Source organism: Fructilactobacillus sp. X3R2C1, from assembly GCF_059901235.1.
Genome location: NZ_JBWXVA010000003.1, coordinates 35,362 through 59,239, shown reverse-complemented (window position 1 = coordinate 59,239; position 23,878 = coordinate 35,362). Strand labels below are relative to the sequence as shown.

At 39.7% G+C, this 23,878-nt stretch carries 24 protein-coding genes and 1 tRNA gene; 21 read left to right on the top strand and 4 right to left on the bottom strand.

Annotation, left to right across the window (positions count from 1 at the left end; all coding sequences use genetic code 11):
• Positions 1-90 precede the first annotated feature (90 nt).
• Both AC6UDB_RS04175 and AC6UDB_RS04170 read left to right on the top strand, forming a co-directional pair.
• Positions 91-867 (top strand): AzlC family ABC transporter permease, encoded by a 777-nt coding sequence (locus AC6UDB_RS04175; RefSeq protein WP_500696938.1) that lies wholly within the window; start codon positions 91-93, stop codon positions 865-867.
• 15 nt (positions 868-882) lie between these two features.
• Positions 883-1,215, top strand: coding sequence for an AzlD domain-containing protein (locus AC6UDB_RS04170; RefSeq protein ID WP_500694018.1), 333 nt, complete (start codon positions 883-885; stop codon positions 1,213-1,215).
• Positions 1,216-1,286: 71 nt separating this feature from the next.
• Here the strand turns inward: AC6UDB_RS04170 and AC6UDB_RS04165 are convergent, their stop codons facing one another.
• Complete coding sequence (locus AC6UDB_RS04165) at positions 1,287-2,465, bottom strand: class I SAM-dependent methyltransferase (RefSeq protein ID WP_500694017.1); 1,179 nt, start codon at positions 2,463-2,465, stop codon at positions 1,287-1,289.
• Positions 2,466-2,662: 197 nt separating this feature from the next.
• Here AC6UDB_RS04165 and AC6UDB_RS04160 point away from each other — a divergent pair, with 197 nt between their 5' ends.
• On the top strand, positions 2,663-3,754 hold the full coding sequence (locus AC6UDB_RS04160) for an AI-2E family transporter (protein WP_500694016.1): 1,092 nt from the start codon (positions 2,663-2,665) through the stop codon (positions 3,752-3,754).
• A gap of 42 nt (positions 3,755-3,796) precedes the next feature.
• Entirely contained in the window at positions 3,797-4,495 is a 699-nt protein-coding gene (locus AC6UDB_RS04155; protein ID WP_500694015.1) for a 2,3-diphosphoglycerate-dependent phosphoglycerate mutase, read from the top strand.
• Positions 4,496-4,524: 29 nt separating this feature from the next.
• Here AC6UDB_RS04155 and AC6UDB_RS04150 read toward each other — a convergent pair whose 3' ends face one another.
• Positions 4,525-5,001 carry a MerR family transcriptional regulator gene (locus AC6UDB_RS04150; RefSeq protein WP_500699628.1) on the bottom strand — a complete coding sequence of 159 codons (477 nt, stop codon included), beginning with the start codon at positions 4,999-5,001 and terminating at the stop codon, positions 4,525-4,527.
• Between the two features lie 184 nt (positions 5,002-5,185).
• On the opposite strand from AC6UDB_RS04150, the gene AC6UDB_RS04145 reads away from it, so the two are divergent.
• Together AC6UDB_RS04145 and AC6UDB_RS04140 are read left to right on the top strand one after the other, a co-directional pair.
• Entirely contained in the window at positions 5,186-6,667 is a 1,482-nt protein-coding gene (locus AC6UDB_RS04145; protein ID WP_500709222.1) for an MDR family MFS transporter, read from the top strand.
• Positions 6,667-7,437, top strand: coding sequence for a DUF4811 domain-containing protein (locus AC6UDB_RS04140; RefSeq protein WP_500709221.1), 771 nt, complete (start codon positions 6,667-6,669; stop codon positions 7,435-7,437). Before AC6UDB_RS04145 ends, AC6UDB_RS04140 begins: the two co-directional genes overlap by 1 nt.
• 35 nt (positions 7,438-7,472) lie before the next feature.
• Here AC6UDB_RS04140 and AC6UDB_RS04135 read toward each other — a convergent pair whose 3' ends face one another.
• Complete coding sequence (locus AC6UDB_RS04135; RefSeq protein WP_500709220.1) at positions 7,473-8,366, bottom strand: metal ABC transporter solute-binding protein, Zn/Mn family; 894 nt, start codon at positions 8,364-8,366, stop codon at positions 7,473-7,475.
• 70 nt (positions 8,367-8,436) lie between these two features.
• On the opposite strand from AC6UDB_RS04135, the gene AC6UDB_RS04130 reads away from it, so the two are divergent.
• Positions 8,437-8,509 (top strand) — tRNA-Thr (locus AC6UDB_RS04130).
• 63 nt (positions 8,510-8,572) lie between these two features.
• The gene (locus tag AC6UDB_RS04125; RefSeq protein ID WP_500709219.1) at positions 8,573-8,902 is read left to right on the top strand and encodes a hypothetical protein; all 330 of its coding nucleotides are present in this window, start codon (positions 8,573-8,575) and stop codon (positions 8,900-8,902) included.
• A 73-nt stretch (positions 8,903-8,975) separates the two neighbouring features.
• Here the strand turns inward: AC6UDB_RS04125 and helD are convergent, their stop codons facing one another.
• A complete protein-coding gene (helD, locus tag AC6UDB_RS04120; RefSeq protein ID WP_500709218.1) occupies positions 8,976-11,288 on the bottom strand; it encodes an RNA polymerase recycling motor HelD in 2,313 nt (770 codons plus the stop codon).
• A gap of 307 nt (positions 11,289-11,595) precedes the next feature.
• On the opposite strand from helD, the gene trpS reads away from it, so the two are divergent.
• The 13 genes from trpS (at position 11,596) to AC6UDB_RS04055 (ending at position 23,812) form a co-directional block, all read left to right on the top strand.
• Positions 11,596-12,615, top strand: coding sequence for a tryptophan--tRNA ligase (gene trpS / locus AC6UDB_RS04115; protein WP_500708294.1), 1,020 nt, complete (start codon positions 11,596-11,598; stop codon positions 12,613-12,615).
• A 51-nt stretch (positions 12,616-12,666) separates the two neighbouring features.
• Positions 12,667-13,602 (top strand): Ppx/GppA phosphatase family protein, encoded by a 936-nt coding sequence (locus AC6UDB_RS04110; RefSeq protein ID WP_500709217.1) that lies wholly within the window; start codon positions 12,667-12,669, stop codon positions 13,600-13,602.
• 8 nt (positions 13,603-13,610) lie between these two features.
• Positions 13,611-14,876, top strand: coding sequence for a hydroxymethylglutaryl-CoA reductase, degradative (locus AC6UDB_RS04105; RefSeq protein ID WP_500709216.1), 1,266 nt, complete (start codon positions 13,611-13,613; stop codon positions 14,874-14,876).
• On the top strand, positions 14,863-15,834 hold the full coding sequence (locus tag AC6UDB_RS04100) for an IpaB/EvcA family protein (protein WP_500709215.1): 972 nt from the start codon (positions 14,863-14,865) through the stop codon (positions 15,832-15,834). Before AC6UDB_RS04105 ends, AC6UDB_RS04100 begins: the two co-directional genes overlap by 14 nt.
• 9 nt (positions 15,835-15,843) lie before the next feature.
• On the top strand, positions 15,844-16,554 hold the full coding sequence (locus AC6UDB_RS04095; protein WP_500709214.1) for an NAD-dependent protein deacylase: 711 nt from the start codon (positions 15,844-15,846) through the stop codon (positions 16,552-16,554).
• A gap of 8 nt (positions 16,555-16,562) precedes the next feature.
• The gene (locus AC6UDB_RS04090) at positions 16,563-17,411 is read left to right on the top strand and encodes a DUF72 domain-containing protein (RefSeq protein ID WP_500709212.1); all 849 of its coding nucleotides are present in this window, start codon (positions 16,563-16,565) and stop codon (positions 17,409-17,411) included.
• Between the two features lie 66 nt (positions 17,412-17,477).
• Positions 17,478-19,520 carry a methionine--tRNA ligase gene (gene metG, locus AC6UDB_RS04085; RefSeq protein WP_500709211.1) on the top strand — a complete coding sequence of 681 codons (2,043 nt, stop codon included), beginning with the start codon at positions 17,478-17,480 and terminating at the stop codon, positions 19,518-19,520.
• A 60-nt stretch (positions 19,521-19,580) separates the two neighbouring features.
• Positions 19,581-20,354: a TatD family hydrolase gene (locus AC6UDB_RS04080; protein ID WP_500709209.1), complete on the top strand. Its 774-nt coding sequence runs from the start codon at positions 19,581-19,583 to the stop codon at positions 20,352-20,354.
• A 1-nt stretch (position 20,355) separates the two neighbouring features.
• Positions 20,356-20,925 (top strand): ribonuclease M5, encoded by a 570-nt coding sequence (rnmV, locus tag AC6UDB_RS04075; RefSeq protein WP_500709208.1) that lies wholly within the window; start codon positions 20,356-20,358, stop codon positions 20,923-20,925.
• Positions 20,918-21,808 (top strand): 16S rRNA (adenine(1518)-N(6)/adenine(1519)-N(6))-dimethyltransferase RsmA, encoded by an 891-nt coding sequence (gene rsmA, locus AC6UDB_RS04070; protein WP_500709207.1) that lies wholly within the window; start codon positions 20,918-20,920, stop codon positions 21,806-21,808. Before rnmV ends, rsmA begins: the two co-directional genes overlap by 8 nt.
• Positions 21,809-21,880: 72 nt before the next feature.
• The gene (locus AC6UDB_RS04065; protein ID WP_500693999.1) at positions 21,881-22,111 is read left to right on the top strand and encodes a Veg family protein; all 231 of its coding nucleotides are present in this window, start codon (positions 21,881-21,883) and stop codon (positions 22,109-22,111) included.
• A 209-nt stretch (positions 22,112-22,320) separates the two neighbouring features.
• The gene (locus tag AC6UDB_RS04060) at positions 22,321-23,019 is read left to right on the top strand and encodes a metal ABC transporter ATP-binding protein (RefSeq protein ID WP_500709206.1); all 699 of its coding nucleotides are present in this window, start codon (positions 22,321-22,323) and stop codon (positions 23,017-23,019) included.
• Positions 23,012-23,812: a metal ABC transporter permease gene (locus AC6UDB_RS04055; RefSeq protein WP_500709205.1), complete on the top strand. Its 801-nt coding sequence runs from the start codon at positions 23,012-23,014 to the stop codon at positions 23,810-23,812. The genes AC6UDB_RS04060 and AC6UDB_RS04055 overlap by 8 nt, the downstream gene beginning before the upstream one ends.
• Positions 23,813-23,878: the final 66 nt, after the last annotated feature.

Sequence of the window (23,878 nt, the reverse complement as noted above, 5' to 3'; positions counted from 1 at the left end):
TGCCATTTTTTCTTATAATGAACAATGTACGCAAAAAGTTAATTAATTTTTTTAGGTTATTTATTCAAGAAATCAAGTGGAGGATTTCAATTGACAAAATTAGTACCGAATCCTAATGAACCTACTTGGAAAGCCAATTTCAAGGTCTCGTTTCCCTTAGACTTGAGTTACATTCCAATTGGTTTGGCGTGTGGGATTTTGCTACACGCCGCGGGATTTAACACGTTTAACACGATTTTGGTATCACTACTGGTTTTTTCCGGTGGTGCCCAATTTTTGATCGCATCCATGTTAACCATTAATTCACCACTTCTAACGATTGTGTTGATGCTGTTTTTCCTAGAGCTGAGATACGCATTATTAGGATCGAGTCTTTCTAAGTATCTTCACGGGCAGAACACGCTCTTTACGTTCTTTTTTGCCTGTTCTTTAAATGACGAAAATTACGCTGTGAACTATTTAAAGTTTTCAACTGACAAGAAATGGACCCCGAAGGATGCGTTGCAAGTAGAACATTTTACGTTATTTTTCTGGACCATTAGTAACTTAGTTGGGAGTTTAATTGGGTCAGCTCTTACAATTGATCTAACCGTGGTGCATTTCGCACTCACAGCGCTCTTCTTGTATATGATTGTGATGCAGTTAAAGGATTTGCTAAAAGTGTTTATTGCACTTTTTGCTGCTGGACTTGCGATCTTCTTCTTAGTGTTAACTAAATCAACACTTGGATTAGTTGCGGCGACGTTAGTTGCATCGTTCATCGGTTTCTTGCTTGATAAATACTTTCGGAGTCGAAAACGGAAGACCAACAAGAAAAGTATTTTTCTTAAGACGTTTAAAAACCCTGCGGGGACACCGAAGGAATAAGTTGGGAGAATTGTTATGAAATGGGATGCGATGCAACACTTTCTGTTAATATTGCTGTGTTTTTTGGTTGCTTTAGCTCCAAGATTTATACCATTAGCATTTTTTAGAAAGCGCAAAATTCCAAAGTGGTTTACCGAATGGATGGAATTTGTACCAATTTGTCTGTTTACTTCACTGGTAGTAAAGGATATTTTTATTAATCAGTCATATGCCTTTTCGATTAGTGGTCAGGGACCAGAGTTAATCGCTGCTGTGTTAGTAATTGGGATTGCCTACTGGACCCGGTCTATGCTAGTTTCAGTGATGGCAGGACTAGCGGCGGTGTTTCTGTTAACGTTTGTCCTTTAATGAATATTTGATAACAAAAAGACGTAACTTTAATTGATGAAGTTACGTCTTTTACTATCTATTATATTAAGTTATTTGTACATGTAGTCACGAGTCATTGGAAGTGATGCACCAGCCGGTCCCTTTGAAATGAGGTACTGCATGACATCGATATTTCCAACCTTAAATGAAGCGGCACAGGCTTGAAGGTACAAGTCCCACATGCGGCAGAAACGTTCGTCAAACATATTTTCAATTTCTTTTCGGTGCGCATTGAAGTTTTTGTCCCATGTTTCCGTAGTCTTCTGGTAGTGTCTTCTTAGTGATTCCAGGTCATAGATTTGCATGCCATTATCAATAATGTGGTCTAAGTTTTCGGTCAAACCGGGAATGTAACCACCAGGGAAGATCCACTTATTAAGCCAACCATTGATCGCACCACCTTGTTGTCTGGTAATTCCATGGATGAGGGCGTTTCCGTTTTTCGCTAAGTGGTCTGAAACAACCTTGAAGTATTCATCAAGATTTTCTTTCCCAACGTGTTCAAACATTCCGACTGATGTGATGTAATCCCATTTTTCTGACTTTGGTAGTTCACGGTAATCTTGAAGGCGGACTTCAGCGACGTCTTCAAGACCGTATTTTTTGATCTGTTCGTTAACGTAGTCGCATTGTTCCTGACTAAGAGTCACACCAGTAACCTTTAGGTCGTATTCTTTAGCGGCAACTAACATTAAAGTACCCCAACCACAACCGATATCTAAAAGAGTACCACCAGGCTGTGGGTTTAGTTTCTTGATGATGTGATGAACTTTATTCATCTGAGCATCGTACAGGCTATCTTCTGGACTTTCCCAGTAACCGCATGAATAGGTCATGGTCTTATCCAGCCAAATTTTGTAGAATTCATTTCCGATGTCATAATGCTTTTGCACATCTTTTTTACTTGCTGCTTCTGAATGAGAAGACTTTGGTAGCCACTTAATGAATTTCTTGTTGTGTAAGAAACTGCTGCTATCCAGGTAAGCTGCTGCAACTAAATCTTCTAAAGAAATCCCTTCAACAGTGATTACACCATCCATGTATGCTTCACCTAAAGCGATTGAAGCATTACTGGTAATATCTTTAATTGGAATTGCCTTGTGGATGGTAATGTGAGCTTTAGGCTCACCCTTACCATAAGTCTTGGTAGAACCATCCCAGTATGTTACCTTTAATGGAATATTAAAACTGTGTTTGATAAATTCACTGTAAAACGTCTTTTCAAGCATATAAAAACCTCTCTTTAATTCAATAGTTATATGGCCATTATAACCTTTTTTTGTGAAACTCGTAAAATAGACTGACATGAATTTTAACAAATTACATTAGATGCTATAATAAAAATATTACGTATTACTATTAAAATTGATTTGAGTAAAGTGTTAAATACGAATTATGAATGGAGAGGGGATGGATTAAAACCAAAATGGAGAATTTAACCAATTGGTGGCAAAAATTTTTAAATAACACAAAATTAAGACGGGCAGTGGTCTTGTTGCTAATTGTCGTTGTTCTGTATCTCTGTCGCTCAATGATGACTACCATTCTTTTGACCTTTATCTTTACGTTATTAATAACCAAGCTAGTACTTTGGATTCGGGCCCGGATTAAGATTCCGATTCCAATCTTGGTCATTGTGATTTACTTATTAATTGTGGGAGCCATTGTACTGGTAAGTGTCCTGTACCTCCCCCAGATTGCTGAGCAGGGAGTTGAAATAACCAAGACGCTAATTACCTTTTATGAAAGTCCCCATTCGATTAAAAACCCAGAATTACGTTCGTGGGTTTTATGGTTACTAAAGAACTTTAATGTACCAAACCAGATTAAGGGAAGTATGAACCTGATTTGGAGTTACATTACAAGCATTGGTTCAACTGGGATTGCTATGTTCTTGTCACTACTTTTGAGTTTCTTTTTTACCTTGGAACTTAAGCAGGTGAAGCGCTTTTCTAAGAAGTTTTTAACCAGTACCTTTGGGTGGTTCTTCTCGGATATCCTGTTTTTCGCGAAGACTTTCGTCAAAACCTTTGGGGTCGTGATTGAAGCCCAATTCTTTATCGCAATCTGTAACACGACCATTACCACGATTTGTTTATGGATCATGCAAATTCCACAGCTTTTGATCTTAGCTGTCATGATTTTCTTCTTGAGCCTCATTCCGGTGGCTGGGGTTATCATTTCGTTAATCCCTCTAACCTTGATTGGTTATACTGTAGGTGGATTTAGATACGTGGTATACATCTTCATCATCATTATGTTGGTTCATCTACTTGAAGCATACGTGTTAAACCCCAAGTTCATGTCGGCTAAGACCGAGCTGCCCATCTTCTTTACGTTCGTAGTCCTCCTGGTTGGTGAACACATCTTTGGGACGTGGGGATTAATCGTTTCGGTTCCTGTTTTCACCTTTTTACTGGACGTCTTGGGAGTCCAAAACGTTGATGAAGTGGCGAGAAATCGGAAACCAGGTTGGTTTAGTAAGATCAGTAAGTTAGTGAAAAAAAGTTTTAAATGATGTAAAATGAACTAGTATAAAAACAAAAGAGGGGTAATTACAATGGCTAAATTAGTATTTGTTAGACACGGCCAAAGTGAATGGAACTTATCGAACCAATTCACTGGTTGGGTCGACGTTGACTTAAGTGAAGAAGGAGTTAAGCAGGCTAAAAATGCGGGTAAATTAATTGCTGAAGCAGGCATTCAATTTGACCAAGCTTACACTTCAGTTTTAAAGCGTGCCATCAAGACTTTAAATTATGTGTTGGATGAAAGTGACCAATTATGGATTCCAGTTTTGAAGTCTTGGCGTTTAAACGAACGTCACTATGGTGCACTTCAAGGCCAAAATAAGGCGGAAGCTGCTGAAAAATTCGGTAAGGAACAAGTTCACATCTGGCGTCGTTCATACGATGTTTTGCCTCCACTTTTGGACGCAAATGATGAAGGCTCAGCTGCCAAAGATCGTCGTTATGCTGACTTAGATCCAAAGGCAATCCCTGGTGGTGAGAACTTAAAGGTTACTTTGGAACGAGTTATTCCATTCTGGCAAGATCACATTGCTCCTAAATTGTTAGACAACAAGAATGTGATCGTTGCTGCCCATGGTAACTCTCTTCGTGCTTTAACTAAGTACATTGAAGGAATCTCTGATGAAGACATCATGAACGTTGAGATTGCTACTGGTCAACCAATTGTTTATGATATTGACTCTGACTTAAACATTTTAGACAAGGTTAAATTAGGCGAAAATAAATAATTTAATCTAAACCAAAAGACACCTCCTAATTAATTAGGAAGTGTCTTTTTTGTATCCATTAGTGTGATTTTACTACCACGATCGCTGACTTTGATAATGACCGATTTACTGGGGTCGTCTGAAAGAGGTCCCATATTAATGCAGTAGTCGTCATTTTTAGTTTTAACGTATTGAACCCGATCAAGGATTAATTTTTTAAAAACTTTACTGATTTCTTCGTGACGTTTTGCCTTATCTACTGCCGTGGCTAGAGTAAATCCGGACTCTAGATAGGATTTGATTAATAAAACGGTTACTAAGGTATAAATGCTATATCGCTTGTTTTGATTTTTATGAACTGGTAAAGAAGTAATGTATCCTCGCTGCTCCCAGTAGCGAATCTTACTTTGGGAAAGGCCGGAGCACTTGGAAATATCACCAATGCCAACCGAAATGTTATTTTTTTTGATGATTTTTCCGAGTCGTCCGTTGAGGTCAGCTACGTCTTGATCATTCTCATTTTCCAAGGGTTTACCTACTTTCTATGCTTAATCAAACTCGATGAATTCATTAAATAATACAATACTAATTATATGTAAAATAATGCACGTGTCAATTAAATTGACATAAACATCGGATGGTTGTATAGTAGTTGGTGTTGTAATTTTGAGCAAATATTAATTAATTAAGCTTTTGAAAGGGGCATATATAATGCATAATATTCCTGCTGTTGATGCGAATGGCAAAAAGTATAATCGAACCATGTTTGTCATTATTCTTTTGGTTGGAACTTTTTGTACGGTTTTAAACCAAACCATTTTGTCAACGGCTTTTCCAACATTAATGCGTGCCTTTAATGTTAATACCTCGACCGTTCAGTGGTTAACCACCGGATTTATGATGGTTAACGGAATTTTGATTCCAGTTAGTGCCTGGTTGAGTGGACGTTTTAACACTAAATGGCTGTACTTATCAGCAATGATCATCTTTGAGATTGGAACGGTGGGGTCATGGATAGCTCCAAGCTTCTGGTTTTTATTTGGATCCCGTTTGATTCAAGGAGTTGGTGTTGGTATTGCCATGCCATTACTTCAGACCATCATGTTATCAATTTTTCCAGCAGAAAAACGGGGCACTGCCATGGGACTGGCCGGAATCGTTGTTGGGTTAGCTCCTGCGATTGGACCAACGTTATCTGGATGGGTGATTGATACCTCATCTTGGCGAAATCTATTTGGGATTATTGCTCCCATTGTTGCCGTAGTCATTATATTAGGACTATTTTTTGTTAAACCAGTTCTTCCAACTAAGAAAAGTAAGCTAGATTATCTCTCATTAGTTTTGTCTACCATTGGTTTTGGTAGTTTACTTTATGGATTCTCGTCAGTTGGAAATGACGGTTGGGGAAGTCCAACTGTCATTTGGGGATTAATTATTGGAGTCATTTTTATTATTCTCTTTGGATGGCGTCAACTGGTCATGAAGAACCCGTTCTTAAATTTAAATGTTTTCAAATCACGTGAATTTCGACTTGGAACCATTGTCAGTGCGGTGGTCTTCATGGGAATGGTCGGAGTTGAAATGGTCTTACCTCTTTACTTACAAATTGTTAGAGGGATGAGTGCTTTTCATTCCGGATTGACTCTATTACCCGGAGCACTTTTAACCGGATTTATGAGCCCAATTACTGGAAGACTATTCGATAAGTTTGGGGCCCGTCGTTTAGCAATGGGTGGATTGTTCTTATTGACGGTTGGGACTTTTCCATTTTTGTTTTTAACAAAGGATACTCCAACCATTTACGTTGTTATTTTGTATGCGATTAGAATGTTTGGGGTGGCAATGTCCATGATGCCAGTAACGACATCTGGAATGAATGCTCTTCCAGTTTCTGAAATGGGGCATGGAACTGCTGCTAACAATACCTTTAGACAGGTTTGTGGATCAATTTCAACGGCCGTTATGATTTCAATTTTAGCCAACGTTACTACCAATAATATGCCAGCAAAACACTTACTTAAAATTAATCCATTGGCATATCGAGCTGGAGCAATTAACGCTAATTTAAAGGGATACATGGCAGCCTTTGGAGTCGCATTCTTAATCTCATTAATTGCCTTTCTTTTGACGTTTGCGTTGAAAAAGGGTCATGTTACTGAGGATCCTGTTTTTGAAAAGGGAGGTAAAAAATAATGATATTTATCTTACTAATTATTTTTGTAATTGCCTTTTTCTTAACGTGGAATTTGATTGCTAATAAAAAAGTGGCGACCTCTTTAGGCCTTATATTTGCTGCTTTGATTATCATTACGATTGGTCTAATGATTGCCAATTACCACAATCACTTTGGGATGGAAAAGAAGACCACGGTTAAGACCACTTCGTTTACATCAGTGAACAATCAAGCCAACATGATATTGTATAAGAAGATTGGTCAGACTAATGATAAAGTTGTGATCTACAAAAAGAATGTAAGTCAAAAGAAGCCAACCGTAACACCTGCGATTGACACTACGAATGAAATCAAACCAGGTGGCGATTCAAACAAACTGGTTACGAAGCAACAAGATTGGGTCTACAAAAATAAATTTTACAAAGTCTTCTTCATGTTTGCTCAAAAAGAAGCCTTTATTAAACGTACGAATACTTTCCACGTAAAATCAGGTTACATGGTATTCACACCTGAACAAGCTAAAGCATTTGGGAAGGCCATGAAACAAGAGGCTGCTCAAATGAAACAGTCACAACAAGGTCCTGAAGCTCAGCAACAGATGGCTGCTTCTGGGAAACAGTTTGTAGCAGCTAAGATACAACAAGCTATGGCCGAAAATCCAAAGATGTCACCAAAGGACCAAGCTAAGCTGCAAAAACAAGCTGAGAATGAATTTAAGACGCAAATGCAGAACAAAGCTAAAAATCAGATGGAACAAAAGGCAATGGAACAAGCTTTAAAAGTTAACTAGATAAAAAATGATGCTCAAATTTTGAGCATCATTTTTTATTGTTGTTTTTGGATTTTTCCAAGTTCTCGGTACTGATTATTCATCCACTGCATGTAATTTTGCCCCTTTGGAGCAGTCTCTGAGACGTTTAAAATGGGAACATGATGTGTTTTAGCGTACTTAACCATTTGCGTTACCACCGGGCTATCGGATTGAGTGTTATTAACGAAGAAAGCAATTTTATGATTGCGCATATCACTTTGCAGGTTGGAGATGTCACTGACTGAAGGATCAACGCCCTTTTCAATGGCATTTGAGAATCCGTAGTCCTTAAGTTTGTAGCCAAGGGCTGATAGCGAGTAGTCAAAGACGGGTTCGCTGGTTGCAACTGATTGACCGTGCGAATTCTTTGATAACTGCTTGATTAACCGTTGCGTTTGGCCCCATTCATTTTTGTATGTTTGCGCATTTTCCTCAAAATATCCACGGTGATCCGGATCAATCTTACTGTAGACGGTAACTAGATGATCAACCAAATGGTCCATGGTAGTTGGTTTATACCAAATGTGTTCGTTGTCGCCATCTTTTTTATGCATCAATTTGCCAACGTTCACGTCTTGTTGATGATCGTTTCCAGCGTTGTGAATTAATTCGTTCATCCAATCGTCATAACCAATTCCATTTGAGATGACCACGTTTGCCTTGGCAACTTCTTTCGCGTTGTTAGTTGTTGGTTCAAAGTCGTGTGGATCAACGTCTGAATTGATGATGGACGTGTTGTGACCGTACTTTCCAACGACTTGCTGAGCCGCATCACCATAAAAGTTAACGGAACTTACAACCTGAATCTTCTTTTGGTTATTGGATGCCGATTTGTTGCAGGCTGTGAGTGGAATCATCAGTAGTACGAGACAAGTGACTAGGAGGGAAAGTTTAAAATGTCGTTTCATATTATCGTCCTTTTCTAATCTTTATGAATTCTATCCTAGTGTACCATTTTTGGTGTGGTAAAATAGGAATGCCATTCTAGCTCAGTAGGTAGAGCATTTCCATGGTAAGGAAAAGGTGCCGGGTTCGACTCCCGGGAATGGCTTAATATCTCATTAGTATGTTAAATTGAATGTGTTGAATTTTATAAAAACAAGAGGTAATAAACATGAATAAACCAGAAAGTCTTAAGGAAGTAATGGAGAAACAAGAATTTGCACGATTTTTAGATCAATATCAAAATGATGTATATACAGATTCTAATAGTGGAATTTTTAATAATGAGGAACAAATGATCCAAAATGATTTAATAGCCTTAAAAATAAAAATGGATGAAAGTCAGTACGTAGCTAACAACCCTTATATTGCAAGCATATTTGATAATGCTTTTTTACCCGTTAGCAATAACAGCTTTGTATTATCTAAAAATAACAAGAAACCAACAAAAGATGATTTACTTGCTGTAGTTGAAAAAATGCAGAAAGAATTAAAAAAATAAGTTATTCTTTTTTAGTAGTTCAAAATAAAGAGGCATTTCCACTTACTTATAAGTAGAGGTGTCTCTTTGTTTTTTATTCGGCTGTTGAATTTTTGCTGACTTTAATTAAATTATCACTGATGGCTTGTTGGGGAATCAACGGCGAAACCTCGCCGTTACACAACAGGGTTAGCGAATGCATGGCGCGGGTCAGAATTGTGTAAAGGACTCCGAGTGAGTGCTGATCAGGGTAATTCTTTTTTGAGACGTCCCAGGCAATGACCGAATCAAATTCTAGTCCCTTGGCCAGGTAGACCGGAAGTACAACAACTGGTGAGGTCATATCTCGGTCACTATCTTTTAATAATGTAGCATCGTAGTGAGCGTTGACCTTTTGATAAACTTGTTTGGCCGATGTGGCATCTCTAGTAATGACCGCGACGGTTTCGTGTTTTTGAAGTTGGTCGTTGATAACGTCAAATAAGGAACTTGTTAGTTCATTAAAATTGTCCTTCACGATTAACTCGGGCTTTTCCCCATTTCGGTTGAAGGCCTCGATGTTATTCCCATCTGGTAGTAATGATTTGGCAAAGGACGTGATGGGATAGGTTGAGCGGTATGAACGATTCAGCTGAATTAGCCGGGAATGTTTACTAGGGATGGCATCATTAAGCTTGTCTAGTAACGTTTGGGCTGACTCGACATCCTTGAAAATGGCCTGTTCACTATCACCAATCAGGTTGAACTTAGCTCTCGGAAAAATGAGCTTGAGATACATAATCTGGGCAATTGAGTAGTCCTGAATCTCGTCGACAAAGAGGTATTTAATGTTAACGTTTTTATTTTCCCCACTGAAACGATCCCTCAAGTACAGGAGGGGGGCAGTGTCGTCCAAACCAATTTGGTGAAATTCAATGTGATTTAGGAAATCATTTTTGCTTTGTTTAAAAGCATCTGGTTCAACATTTTCAGGCAACTTAACGTGGTCAAGAAAATCGGCGTATTGAACGTACGGATCGAAAAACTCATCGTTGTAGATAGCATCGTACACGGTACTAAGTCGATCTTTAACTAGTCGCGTGGCGATGTAGTTTCGTTCATCGTCTAGTTCCTCAAAGTCATTTAAGTGTTTTTCTCCCAGAAGATTGTGGTACTGTTCTTCGCTCATGGTGTCGATAATGTCAGCGACCCATTTTTTCTTAGTTTCATCGTGAATACGGTTCTTCAGTCTCTTGATTAAGCGATTCTTCGTTTGCAGAAGTTTTTCACTACTGGTCATCCCACTGGGTAGACTAGCGTAGACTTCACGAATTTCCTTTTTAGAAAAGTAAACCTCACCATTAAAGTGAATATCATCGAACTTGATTTGATCAGAGGTGAGATTTTGGACGTAGTTTTCAATCTGATCAATGAAGTTCTGACTATTTTTGAATTCGCGAAGTTTAGAATCAGAATCATGATCAGAAGCTTCGTAACGTTGAAAAAGGGTCTGAACCTTCATGCCCTCAAGTCGGTGGGCAAAAAATTCAGCTAACGTAACCTGACGCATATTACGTTCCCCTAAACTTGGTAGTACGTCCTTGATGTAGTTACTAAAAAGAAGGTTGGGAGAAAAGAGTAGGATTTGGTCAGCATTTAAAGAGTCCCGACTGTGATATAACAGAAAAGCAATCCGTTGTAAGAGTGCTGAGGTCTTTCCTGATCCGGCCACTCCCTGAACGACCAGCAGATTACTGGTGGTATCTCTAATAATGTCATTTTGTTCGTGCTGAATGGTGGCCACGATGTTTTGCATCTTTTCGTTGTTCTCATCACTTAAAGCACTCTGTAAGAGTTCGTCACCAACCGTTTCGTTGGTATCAAACATGTTGATGATCTTGCCGTCTTTAATCTGGAATTGACGTTTCTTTAGAAGGTCAGTGGCTTGTTTTCCATTGGGAGTGTCATAAGCAACTTTTCCAAGCGTACCATTATAGTAGACACTTGAAATGGGAGCTCGCCAATCATAGATTAAAAATTCACCGTTTTTGTCGATGAATGACGCCTTTCCAATGTATAGGTGATCAACGTCAGAAAAGCCCTCGTCAGAGATGTCAATTCGACCAAAATAGGGTGATTTTTTAAGGTCCTGATAAGTGGCTAGTTGGCCCTCAACAATGGCTTGATCCTCAACCACTTTGTTAGTTAAGCTTCGTTGTTGTTGCAGGTCAGCGCTGGTTTCAATCCGGTCATCAGCTTCTAAATAGTTTGCAGATGTATTGGTCCCGTAATCTTTTTGAACTCGTTGAGTTTCTGCCTTGGCTTTTTGGTATTCGGTTTGGGTGTCTTGGATTTTTTCGTCCAACTGGGAACAAACCCAGGTGACCCGCTCTTGCTCTTTGTTTTTTTCATCCTTATTCAAGTGCATACTCCTCCCTTTAATTCGTGAATAATTCTAATTTGAAAAGCCGGTACTGTCAATTTTTTCGTGCTTTGACAACCCGTCATAAATCGCATAAAATGAAATTAATATGTATTTAGTTTAGTAAGTAGTGGAGTCAAATAACAGAGAGGCTATGTTTACTGAGATTAGTCAGACGACACGAACTGGATAATGGGTAACAACCTTATAGTTTAAGTGGCAGAGAAATCTCTGCAATTTAGGTGGTACCACGTGCAAGGCGTCCTATTGATTATTCAATAGGACGTTTTTTATTAAAGAAAGGAAAATTACGATGGCAAAAAAAGAAATTGTATTAACTGGTGATCGTCCGACCGGAAAACTTCACATTGGACACTACGTTGGTTCGTTAATGAGCCGTTTAGAGTTGCAGAATTCGGGTAACTACGATCCATTCATCATGATTGCTGACATGCAGGCCTTGACCGATAACGCTCGTGATCCAAAGAAGATTCAAAACAGTCTGTTGCAGGTAGCCTTGGACTATCTAGCGGTTGGACTTGATCCAAATCAATCAACGATCTTTGTCCAATCTCAGATCCCAGCCTTAAATGAACTAACCATGATTTATCTTAATTTAGTAACGGTTTCCCGATTGAAACGAAATCCGACCGTGAAAACTGAGATTAAACAGAAAAATTTTGGTGAAAGTGTACCAGCTGGTTTCTTCATCTATCCGGTCAGTCAAGCCGCTGACATCACCGCCTTTAAGGCAACCGTGGTTCCGGTTGGAGAAGATCAAGAGCCAATGATCGAACAGACTAGGGAGATTGTTAGAAGTTTTAATAGTGCCTATCACAGAGACGTATTGGTTGAACCACAAGGTTTCTTTCCACCGAAAGGCATGGGGCGCATTCCCGGCCTCGACGGAAATGCCAAAATGAGTAAGTCGCTTAATAATGCCATTTACCTTGCTGACGATGCCGATACCATTAAGAAAAAAGTGATGTCCATGTACACGGATCCAAAGCACGTCCACGTTGATGACCCAGGTCAAGTTGAAGGAAACACGGTCTTTACGTATCTGGATATTTTCGCTCACGACAAGCAAAAAGTTAGTGAACTTAAAAAGCAATATCAACACGGTGGTCTTGGAGATGTTAAAATTAAGTTGTATTTAAACGAAGTTTTGCAAGATGAACTCAAGCCAATTCGACAACGTCGAGAAAAGTTAGCTAAGGATCCTGAGTATGTATACAGGGTCTTAAAAGACGGAAGCGACGCGGCTAACATTGTTGCAGAAAACACCCTTGAAGAAGTTCGTGATGCCATGGGGATTAATTATTTTAAGTAGATAAATTGTCATAGCACTAAATATGAATAAATACTTGAGGAGGAGAATCGAATGGAGAACTTTGTTATCATTGATATCGGTTCAAACTCAGTCAGAATGGCAATTTATTGCATCGATTCCGATGGAAGTTATCATGAGATTAAACGCGTTAAGAACGATACGAGATTGTCTGAGGGAATCGGACAAAATAACATTTTACAGATAACTGCAATGAATCGTACGATCTCGGCGCTTCGATCCTTTAAGTCAGAGTATTCAAAGTATAAAAACGTTGTGGTTCGTGCCATTGCTACGGCAGCGGTACGCCAAGCTCAAAATCAAAAGGATTTTTTACACAATGTTTATAAGCAGCTTCACATTAAGATTCGCGTGTTAACCGGCAAGGAAGAAGCTTACTATGATTATCTAGGAATCTCTGATCGATTGGCGGTTAAAGATTATCTCTTGATGGATGTTGGTGGGGCTAGTGTTGAAATTATTCAGGTTAGAAACCAAAAAGATATCCATTGTATCAGCGTTCCCATTGGGGCAGTAAAAATTTCGGAACAATTTCATTTGATTAACCAGGTGACTCCAGTTGATTTATTTGCGGCTGAGTCTTACGTTATCGAAGTGTATAGTCGGATTCCTTGGATTAAGAAGCCCCTTCATTATCCGATCGTTTTGATTGGTGGAGCTGCCCGCGCAATTGCAAGAATTAATCGGCAGTACCAACATTTAAGCCATGTTGATCACATCCAAAATTTTCAGTTAACCAGAAAACAGGTCAACAGTACGATGGAAATGTTTCTGAGTAAGACTTTGGCTGAGCGTCAAAAGATTAATGGGCTTGAAAACGACCGTGCCGACGTCATCATTGGTGGTTCCCTTTGTTTAACTGTCATGATGCATTTTATTGATTCCAAGCGGGTCATTTTCTCAAACGGTGGCGTGCGCGAGGGACTGATTAATGAATACATTGAGAATAGTCCTCATTTTAGAAAATAGGTGTCATTTTGAACGATTTTAATGGATTTTATAAAAAATCATATCAAAAACGGTTACAGCAGGTTGCCGAATTTGCCGATCTTGATCGAACACAACTTGATGTGATTGAAAGTCACTTCGTAGACGCTAGTAGCCACATGATTGAAAACTACCTTACCGACTACGGATTGCCAGAGGGGGTTGCAACTAACTTTGTAATTAACGGAGTCGAACATTTAATTCCGATGGTGATTGAAGAACCCTCGGTCATTGCGGCCGCTAGTAACGGCGCCAACATGCTTCGTGTTGGTGGCGGCATTCAGGCAAAGTCTCAGAGTCGCATCTTGACTGGTGAAGTCATTTTAGGAGTCTCGGATCCAGTTCAATTTACCGAATGGGTTGAAAATCAGCGAGTTAAATTAATGCAGGTTGCACACGATGCTCATCCCACAATTGATAAATACGGTGGTATCCACGATTTGACCGTCTCACCTCTTTACGATCATTATCTGGTGATTGAACTGTTCGTTGACGTCGGTGATGCGATGGGGGCTAACATCATGAATTCGATGCTTGAGGCTCTTTCCACTTACATTGAAATCAACATCAGTCAGTCGTCTTTAATGAGTATCCTATCGAATTATGGGGATAAAAATTTGGTTACAGCATCAGGAACCGTTCCGTTTCATGCCCTAAAACGAGGTCAATTGGACGGGAAAAACGTTGCTGAAAAAATCGCAGAAGCCTCATTAATGGCAAATAAGTACCCAAAACGGGCGGCAACTCACAATAAGGGGATCATGAATGGGATTGATGCGGTTCTCGTTGCCACTGGTAATGACTGGCGCGCCGTTGAAAGTGCGGTTCATTCCTATGCCGCAAGGGATGGTCAGTATCGTGGGGTTAGTCAATGGCGAGTTACTCCTGACGGATTAAAGGGAGAAATTACCATTCCGGTACCCTCAGGAATCATTGGTGGTGCAACTCGGCTCTTTTCAATGAGTAGGATTAACTATCAAATTTTAAACGTTAGCTCTGCCATGCAGTTCATGGAGGTGATTGCTTCTGTGGGATTAGCACAAAACCTGGCAGCCCTAAAGGCGCTTGTAACCGATGGGATTCAAAGAGGTCACATGAACCTTCAGATGAAATCACTCGCCATGTCTGCTGGAGCTTCCAGTAAGAACTTGGACATGGTGATTAACGCATTAAAGAAATTACCAACAAATCAAAGAAACTTAGAAAACGCAAAACAAATTATAGAAGGGAAGTTTGGATCAGATGGCCGAAAATAATGATAATGTGCAATTAAGTAAGACGACGCAAGGCTTAATTAACGAAGTCAGTCACTTTTTTCCGGGGGATGTTGAGGTTCAATTTATTGGCAACTTAAAGTCCGGTTATGTGCGCCATGACCAAGCGCAAGTCGTGCAAGATGGTGATCGACTTTACGTGCAGATTAGAGATCTGACTGAGCCAGATTTTACTGCTACTCATGAGTTGTTACACTTGTTAATGACCTTGCGCGGGTTCCCACAAATTTATTTCCCACTCACTAGTGGTGACAAGCAACTTGACGAACAGTTGATGTACATGGGAACCGAATTGTACGATGATGTGTGTCACTTTGTCGTGTATGCTGAACAGCGAAAACACGGTTTAGTTGATGAAGCGATTGAAAAAGAATATGTTAAGGGTGTCAGACAGACGATTACCCCTGAATCTGGGAAGGTCGACGATGAAATGCCATTACGATTAGTGACCATTTTGGATGCCATGATTTTTCTTGGCGACCACTTTGGTCAGTACGAAGACGTATTTCAAACGAGTTTTCCCATTTCTTTAAAGGCCGCTAAGGAACTTTACGCAATGCTCACAGAGAAGCCGGTGGACTCACCATTTACCCTCAGACGCGATGTGGTCAAACTATACCGTGATTTTGATAAACAGATGAAGAATTGGGGACTACCAGCCTTACAATTAAATGATTTTGTGATGCTAACGGCGGTCTTCTCAAAGCGCCAACTCGGTTTGCAAGTGAAACAGGTTTTTAACCTTTATCACTCAGAATTAAAGGAGACCAAGACTAACAAAAGAGCGTACGTGGGCTTTACCAAATCGGATGACCAAAATTCGTTTGTGACAAGTGGTCCAGCTGGTAAAAAGGCAAGTGAAGACTATTTCAAAGAACTATATTCAAAGACGGTTAAAGAGTTGTATCAAGACTTACGGATTCCATATTTATTGAGATAAGGTGACAATATGAATCAAGATAATATTCAAGAAAAGTTTGATAATGCTAAAAACATCGTATTTTTAACGGGAGCCGGAATCTCTACCCCTTCTGGAATTCCCGATTATCGTTCTAAGGGCGGATTGTATACGAATGACAGGAGCAGTAAACCAGCGGAATATTACTTGAGTCACGACTGCTTAGTAAATGAACCTGAGGTATTCTACGAGTACGTCAAAAAGAACATGTACTATCCAGATGCTCAACCCAACGTTATTCACAAAAAGCAGGCGGAATTAACCCGTCAAAATCGGGCTAGTATTATCACTCAGAACGTTGATAATCTGTACGAAAAAGCTGACGCAAAGAACCTGAATGAGTTTCACGGCAACCTCTATGATATTTACTGCCAAAAATGTGGCAAACACGTTGATTATCAGGAATATATGAAGAGTATGTATCATCAAAACTGTGGCGGAATTTTGCGCCCTAACATTGTTTTATATGGTGAGGGAATTAATCCTCAAACAATTGAAAATAGTGTTCGATTGATGAGTCAAAGTGATCTAATTGTGATCGTCGGGACTTCAATGAGAGTTTATCCGTTTGCCGGATTACTTGATTACCGTAATTCCAGTGCCGATGTGATTGCGATTAACCAAGAGGCACTTAATTTTCCGTTTCCGTTCACCATGGTGCAAGAAGATGCCGTTGATTTCTTTGATAAACTGAAAGTATAGGTGGTAACGTGATTTTAATTGGACTGACAACCTGGTCTGATCATCCATCACTGATTAATGGGGAAGATCGCAAAGTTACTTTATCAGAATATGCGGAACATTTTCCCGTTGTTGAAGTTGATAATCCGTTTTACGGCATCCCTAAAATTAAGACGGTGGAGAATTGGCAAAAGCAGGTTCCAAATAATTTTCAATTCATCTTAAAGGCCAATTATTTGATGACCAAACATCATTTGCCACAGTTTGGTGAAGATAATGAGCAGGTTAGAAGGGAGCAATTTATGCGGTATGGTGAGATGGTTGCTTCACTGGTTGATAGTAACCAGTTGGCATCCGTTTTATTTCAATTTCCGCCGTACTTCCGTTTAAACAACGATAACATTAGGTACCTTCGACTAGTTCGTGAGTGGATGGGAAGTTTACCCATCTCAGTTGAGTTTCGAAATCCTAGCTGGTATGGTGATGAAATCTCAAATGATGTCCACGATTATCTAAAGAGCCTCAAAATGAGTGAAGTGATCGCTGACGAGCCCCATAACCTGTCAGATGGCGTGCCCTTTGAACCCGTTGTTACGGATAAGAATTTCGTCATGCTTCGACTGCACGGTCAAAACCAAAAGGGCTGGTTTGAAAAGAGCTCCCAGTGGCGTAAGAAACGGACTCTGTACCGTTATAACGAAGATGAATTAAAGCATTTTGCCGAAGTTGTTGATGATCTACGCCAAAAAGCTAAGGTAGTTTGCGTCATTTTTAACAACAATTCTGGTCATGATGCGGCTGACAATGCCCTTCAGTTAAAAAAGATTTTAGGATTGAACTTTGGTGGGTTAGCTCCCATGCAACTCGATCTGTTTTAAGGGGCAAAAGTAGTATAATATTGGTACGATTTAATTTGTACGATAGGAATAAAGGAGCGAATTGGGATGGCTGAAAAACCAACATATTACATTACAACACCAATTTATTATCCATCAGGAAGGTTACACATCGGGAATGCTTATACGACGGTTGCCTGTGACGCACTGGCTCGTTTTAAGCGGGAATCTGGCTACGACGTGTTTTATTTAACCGGAACCGATGAACACGGACTAAAAATTGAACAAAAAGCAGAAAAGTTGGGTGTTGATCCTAAAAGTTACGTTGATAAGATGGCCACTCAAATTTCTGATTTATGGGCCAATTTAGATATTTCTAACGACGATTTCATCAGAACCACTGATGATAAGCACGTAAAAGCCGTGCAAAAAATATTTCAAACGTTACAAGACCAAGGCGACATCTATCTTGGACAGTATTCGGGGTGGTACTCGGTTTCAGACGAAGAATACTTTACCGAATCACAATTAGCAGAGGTTTATCGTGATGCTGAAGGAAACGTGATTGGCGGAAAAGCCCCATCTGGACACGAAGTTCAACTTGTTAACGAAGAGTGTTACTTCTTTAAGATGAGTAAATATTCTGATTGGTTAATGAATTACTACAAAGAGCATCCTGACTTCATTGAGCCGCATTCTAGAATGAACGAAATGGTTAACAACTTCTTAAAACCAGGTTTGGATGACTTAGCGGTTTCGAGAACCACCTTTAAGTGGGGAGTTCCCGTTAAGTCAAATCCTAAGCACGTGGTTTACGTATGGATTGATGCTTTGTCAAACTATATCACTGCCCTTGGTTATGACAGTGATAATGACGAGTTGTTTAAGAAATTTTGGCCAGCTGATCTACAGATGGTTGGAAAAGAAATCGTTCGTTTCCATACCATTTATTGGCCAATTATTCTTCACGCCCTTGGTCTCCCACTGCCAAAGAAAATTTATGGCCACGGCTGGCTGACCATGAAAGACGGAAAGATGTCCAAGTCAAAGGGCAACGTAATTTATCCTGAGACGTTAATCGATCGTTATGGATTAGACGCTACTAGATACTATCTGATTAGAGCAATTCCGTTTGCAAGTGACGGGATTTTTACTCCTGAAGACTTTGTTGATCGGGTTAACTATGACCTAGCTAACGACCTTGGTAACTTGTTGAACCGAACGATTGCAATGGTCAATAAATACGAAGATGGCGTAACACCTTCATATCACGATTCCAATGATCAACCGAGTGTTGATTTACAAAAAGTTGCTAAAACAACCGTTTCAGAATTTAAACGGTTAATGAATGACACTCATTTATCTGATGCCTTGGCTGAGATTTGGAAATTAGTTTCTCAAACCAACAAGTACATCGATCAGACCGAGCCATGGACCTTGGCTAAGAACAAGGATGACGCAGATGACCAATCTAAATTAGCAAACGTCATGAGTCATTTGGTTGCCAGTCTGCGCTTGATTGCAATCTTAGTAAGTCCAATTATGCCAAATGCTGCTAATGAGATGTATCGTCAATTAGGTCTTGATCAGATGGATGGGTTTGATATCAAGAATGCCGCTCTTTCTGGACTTCCAGAAAAACAGAAGGTGATTGAAAATGGTGAACCAATTTTCCCTCGTTTAGATCACGACGTTGAAGTTAAATTCATTAAGGATCAGATGACTCAATCTGACAAAACCAAGGGTCGTTCAGCAATGAAACGTGCTGATCAAAAGAAGGCCTTTGACCCAGAAAAGACGATTTTGAAATCAGAGAAAAAGAATTTGGATTTTAGTGATTTTGAAAAAGTTGAATTAAAGGTCGCAGAAATTAAAAACGTTGCTAAAGTTGAAAATGCAGACAAATTACTGAAGTTTCAACTTGATGCTGGCGATGACGGTGACCGTCAGATTGTTTCTGGAATTGCCAAGTGGTATCCAGATTTTAAACAGTTAATTGGTAAAAAAGTGATCATTGTCGCTAACTTAAAACCTAAGAAACTTCGTGGCGAATTAAGTCAAGGAATGATTTTATCCGTTGAACAAGATGATGGTTCAATCAAAGTGGCTACTGTTGATCAAACTTTAGATAATGGTAGTATTTTAGCGTAGTAAAAAAGTTTCACTAGTCAATGATTAGTGAAACTTTTTCGATTATGAAAGGAATAGGCAATGAAAATATTTGATTCGCACACTCATTTAAACGATCAACCATTCCAAAATGATATTGATGGCTACGTTCGACACGCCAAAAGACTTGGTGTTGTTAGAATGGCCAACGTCGGGTCCAATACTGAGCTAAATGAGCGTTCCTTGGAGCTTTCAGCTCAGTACGACAATCTGTATTCAATTATTGGATGGCATCCAGAAGACGCTATGAATTACGGTCGTGAGCAGGAAGAACTGCTCGAAAAGCAACTAGAAAATCCCAAGGTGGTTGCCGTTGGTGAGATTGGAATGGATTATTTTCAAGATGTCACACCGAAAGACGTGCAAGAACGAGTCTTTCGGCGACAAATTGAAATTGCCAAAAACATGCATTTACCAATCTCAGTTCATAACCGGGATGCCTTTGAGGATGTTTATCGGATTTTAAAAGATGAAAATATTGGTGAAGTCGGTGGCATTATCCACAGTTTTAACGGAGATAGTGAATGGATGAAGAAATTCGTTGATTTAGGGATGGTGGTTTCATACAGTGGGGTCGTGAGCTTCAAGAAAACCAAAGAGGTTCATGAAGCCGCTCGTTTAACTCCGCTGGATAAAATCCTAGTGGAGACGGATGCCCCGTATTTAACGCCAGAGCCGTTTCGCGGACGACAAAATGAACCGGCTTATTCTTTGTATACCCTAGAAGCAGTTGCCAGATTTAAAGACATTGATCCTGATGTGGTCGCAAAGGCGACGTACGAAAATACGAATCGAATATTTGGATTGGATAATTAAAATGAAAAGAATTAAAGAAGTAATTGTGGTTGAAGGAAAAGATGATACCAAACAAATTCAACGAGCCGTTGATGCTGATACGATTGAAACCCGTGGCTCTGCGATTTCGGATGAGACCCTCGATCTAATCGATCGGTTGGCACAAACCCGTGGAATCATCGTTTTTACTGATCCAGATTTTTCTGGGGAAAAAATCAGAAAAATAATTTCAGATGAGATTCCAGAAGCAAAGCATGCCTTTTTGAAAAAGTCGGAAGCAGTTCCTGATACACAGAAGGGATCCCTTGGGGTTGAGCATGCTAGTCCAGAAGCAATTCGGAATGCCTTGTCTGAAGTGTACACCGAAAGCGATGAGAATCCAGAAGTCATTAGCAAGCAGGATTTGATTCAAGCTGGTTTAGTAGGAACGAAAGAAGCCAAAGAACGCCGACTGGAACTTGGTGAATTGCTTCATTTGGGGTATGTTAACGCTAAACAAATGCAAAAAAGATTGCGAATGTTTGGCATCACGAAAAAACAGTTTAACGATGCACTAAAACAAGTTGATGATAAGGAGGGATTAGATGAGTAAAGTTCCAGCAATCGGCAGTCCAGCTCGGACCCAGGCCATCTTGAACCGATACCGTTTAAATGCGAAGAAAAGCTTGGGGCAAAATTTCTTGAACGATCTTGGAGTTTTAAAAGAAATCGTTGCAGTTGCCCAAATATCAGAAGCCGATGATGTAATTGAAATTGGACCTGGCATTGGGGCATTAACTGAACAAATTGCTCAATCAGCTCACGCCGTAATGGCCTTTGAAATTGACGAGAATCTTCTCCCAATCTTAGATGAGACTCTCAGTCCCTATGACAACATTAAAATTATTAATGAAGACTTCTTGAAGGCTAATCTGCCAAAATTAATTAAAGAAAACTTTGATGGAAAACACCACCTAAAAGTTGTGGCTAATTTGCCTTACTATGTCACCAAACCAATCTTGATGGATATTTTAAAGGGCAACGTTAAATTTGATTCAACGGTGTTGATGATGCAAAAAGAAGTGGCAAAACGAATTAGCGCAAAGCCGGGCAATCGCGACTATGGGGCTTTGACGGTTATCACTCAGTATCTTAAAAACGTTGAGATTGCAATTAACGTATCGGCCAAGTCCTTTATTCCCTCACCAAAAGTTGATTCTGCGGTGGTCAAGTTAACCCCGAAAACAGATAAAAAGGTGATTGCTTACGATGAAAAAGCTTTCTTTGGCTTTGCGCATGGATGTTTCATGCACCGAAGAAAGACACTCTGGAATAATTTGCAGGGTATTTTTGGGAAGAAACCTGAGGTAAAAGAACAAATTGAACAGGATTTAAAACGGTTAGGCATTAATAAGTCAGACCGTCCCGAACAGTTATCGGTTGATCAATTTGTGAAAATGGCAAATCAGTTTCACGTAAGTGGATTGCTGGCATAACAGGCTATTCATCCATTACCTTTACATTATATTGATTTTAATGTATAATAGTAGTACGCGAGGTGATTGATAATGCCAACTAGTCTATCTAAGATTAAATTATTTCTAGATAATCACATTGGACAGGAAATCCATGTAACTGCACAAGCCGGAAGAAAACGAACTAACGAATATGATGGGGTTCTGGCTGAGACATTTCCCGCTGTATTTTTAATTACACTTGATCCAGACGAGAAGTTAGGACAAGTATCATACAGTTATACTGATATTTTAACCAAGAACATCGAGATTAACTTTGTTTAATGAATTGACCGAAAGGTCTTTTTTTTTGCTTTATATTATTAGTAGTTAGTAAGATGATGTGGGTATTTAAATTAGTCAAGATAATCCATGATTTCCCCGAGCTGTTAGTTGCATGTCTTAAGATAACAGTGTTATATTAGTTGAGAACTATTGATTAGTTAGTAAGCTTCGTTAGTACTATTGAAGCTCGAAATGGTAGGAGTTTAAATATGGATGACTTAGTTTTAAAGATAGAAAATTTAACCGTTAATTTTGCGGATAAACACGTTTTAAGTGATTTGAGCTTTAACGTGAAACGTGGTAGTTTTTTAAGCATTGTAGGCCAGAATGGAGTAGGGAAGACCACCTTGATCAAAGTGATTCTTGGTCAATTGAAGCCCACCAGTGGAAAGGTTCAGTTTATCCCGGATCGTTCTCAGGTCAAGATTGGGTATGTGCCCCAGTTTAGAAATATTGATACCGAATATCCGTTGTCGGTAAAAGATTTTGTTGCTCTAGCTTTTAGTGGGTTTAAACTACCATGGCTTTCAAGAAAAGATCGTGAAACGTTAAATCAGGTCCTAACTGAGACCAACCTGAATGACATTGCCAAAGAGCCATTAGGAAGAACTTCCGGTGGGGAAAAACAGCGAGCTTATCTGGCACAGGCGCTGGTAGTGAAACCTGATCTTTTGATTTTGGATGAATCGACGGCAAGTCTTGACCCAGAGGCCAAGGAGAACCTGCTTAATGTGGTTTCCGATCTAAACGTCAAAAGTGGGTTAACCGTAATTTTTGTTACGCATGACATTCCGCTAGCAAAGAAGTTCGCTAACGAATACTTGTTTTTGCGTCCTGGTAATTATGAATTTGGACCAATTAAGAACTTAAATGTTGAAGAATTTTGGAAGGGGCAAGCCGATGTTTAGTTTTGAATTTATGCGTAATGCCTTTTTAGCCAGTACCATCATTGCGGTGGTCTGTGGGGTCATCGGGGTGTTTGTCGTTTCAAGAAACATGCCGTTTCTGACCCACACTTTATCTGAGATTGGGTTTGCTGGAGCTTCCTTTGGAATGTTTGTGGGAATTAGTCCGTTAAACGGGATGCTACTCTTTACCACCATTAGTTCGGTTCTCGTTGGGAGAATGAGTGCTGGCTCCGTTGCCGAAAGACGAGAAGATACCATCAGTGCTGTTTCGGCCCTCTTTATTGGACTAGGAGTCTTATTTCTAGCCCTTTCAAACAGTAGTGCTAGTTATGCAACAAATATCTTGTTCGGAAGTATTGTCGGAATCAGTGCCGCTGAGGTCCACCAGATGATTTGGTTGTCGGTGATTGTGTTAATCGTGACCCTATGTATTTATCGGGACCTAAAGTTTGATTCGTTTGATGCAGTGGGAGCCAGAGCCCAGAAAATTCCAAGTGGAATCCTCTCATTGATTTTCCTAGTGATGCTGGCCTTAAGTGTCTCCGTGGCTGCTCAAATTGTCGGGGCACTTTTGATTTTTATCCTTTTGACCTTGCCAGCTGCGAGTGCTAAATACTTTGCCCATTCAGTCGGAAAAATGATTGGACTGGCCATTGTTTTTGGTTTGATCGGAGTTTGGGCCGGATTAACGCTTGGATATTACACGAACTGGCCGGTCAGTTTCTTTATTGCTGTTATTGAGGTTGCCATTTACTTTGGATCACTGATTTATAATCACTTTAGGGAGAGCTAATTTGATTTAGTTCCTCTTTTTTTTACTCTTTTTTCGATAAAGTGAAGTAAAACACGAACATTTATG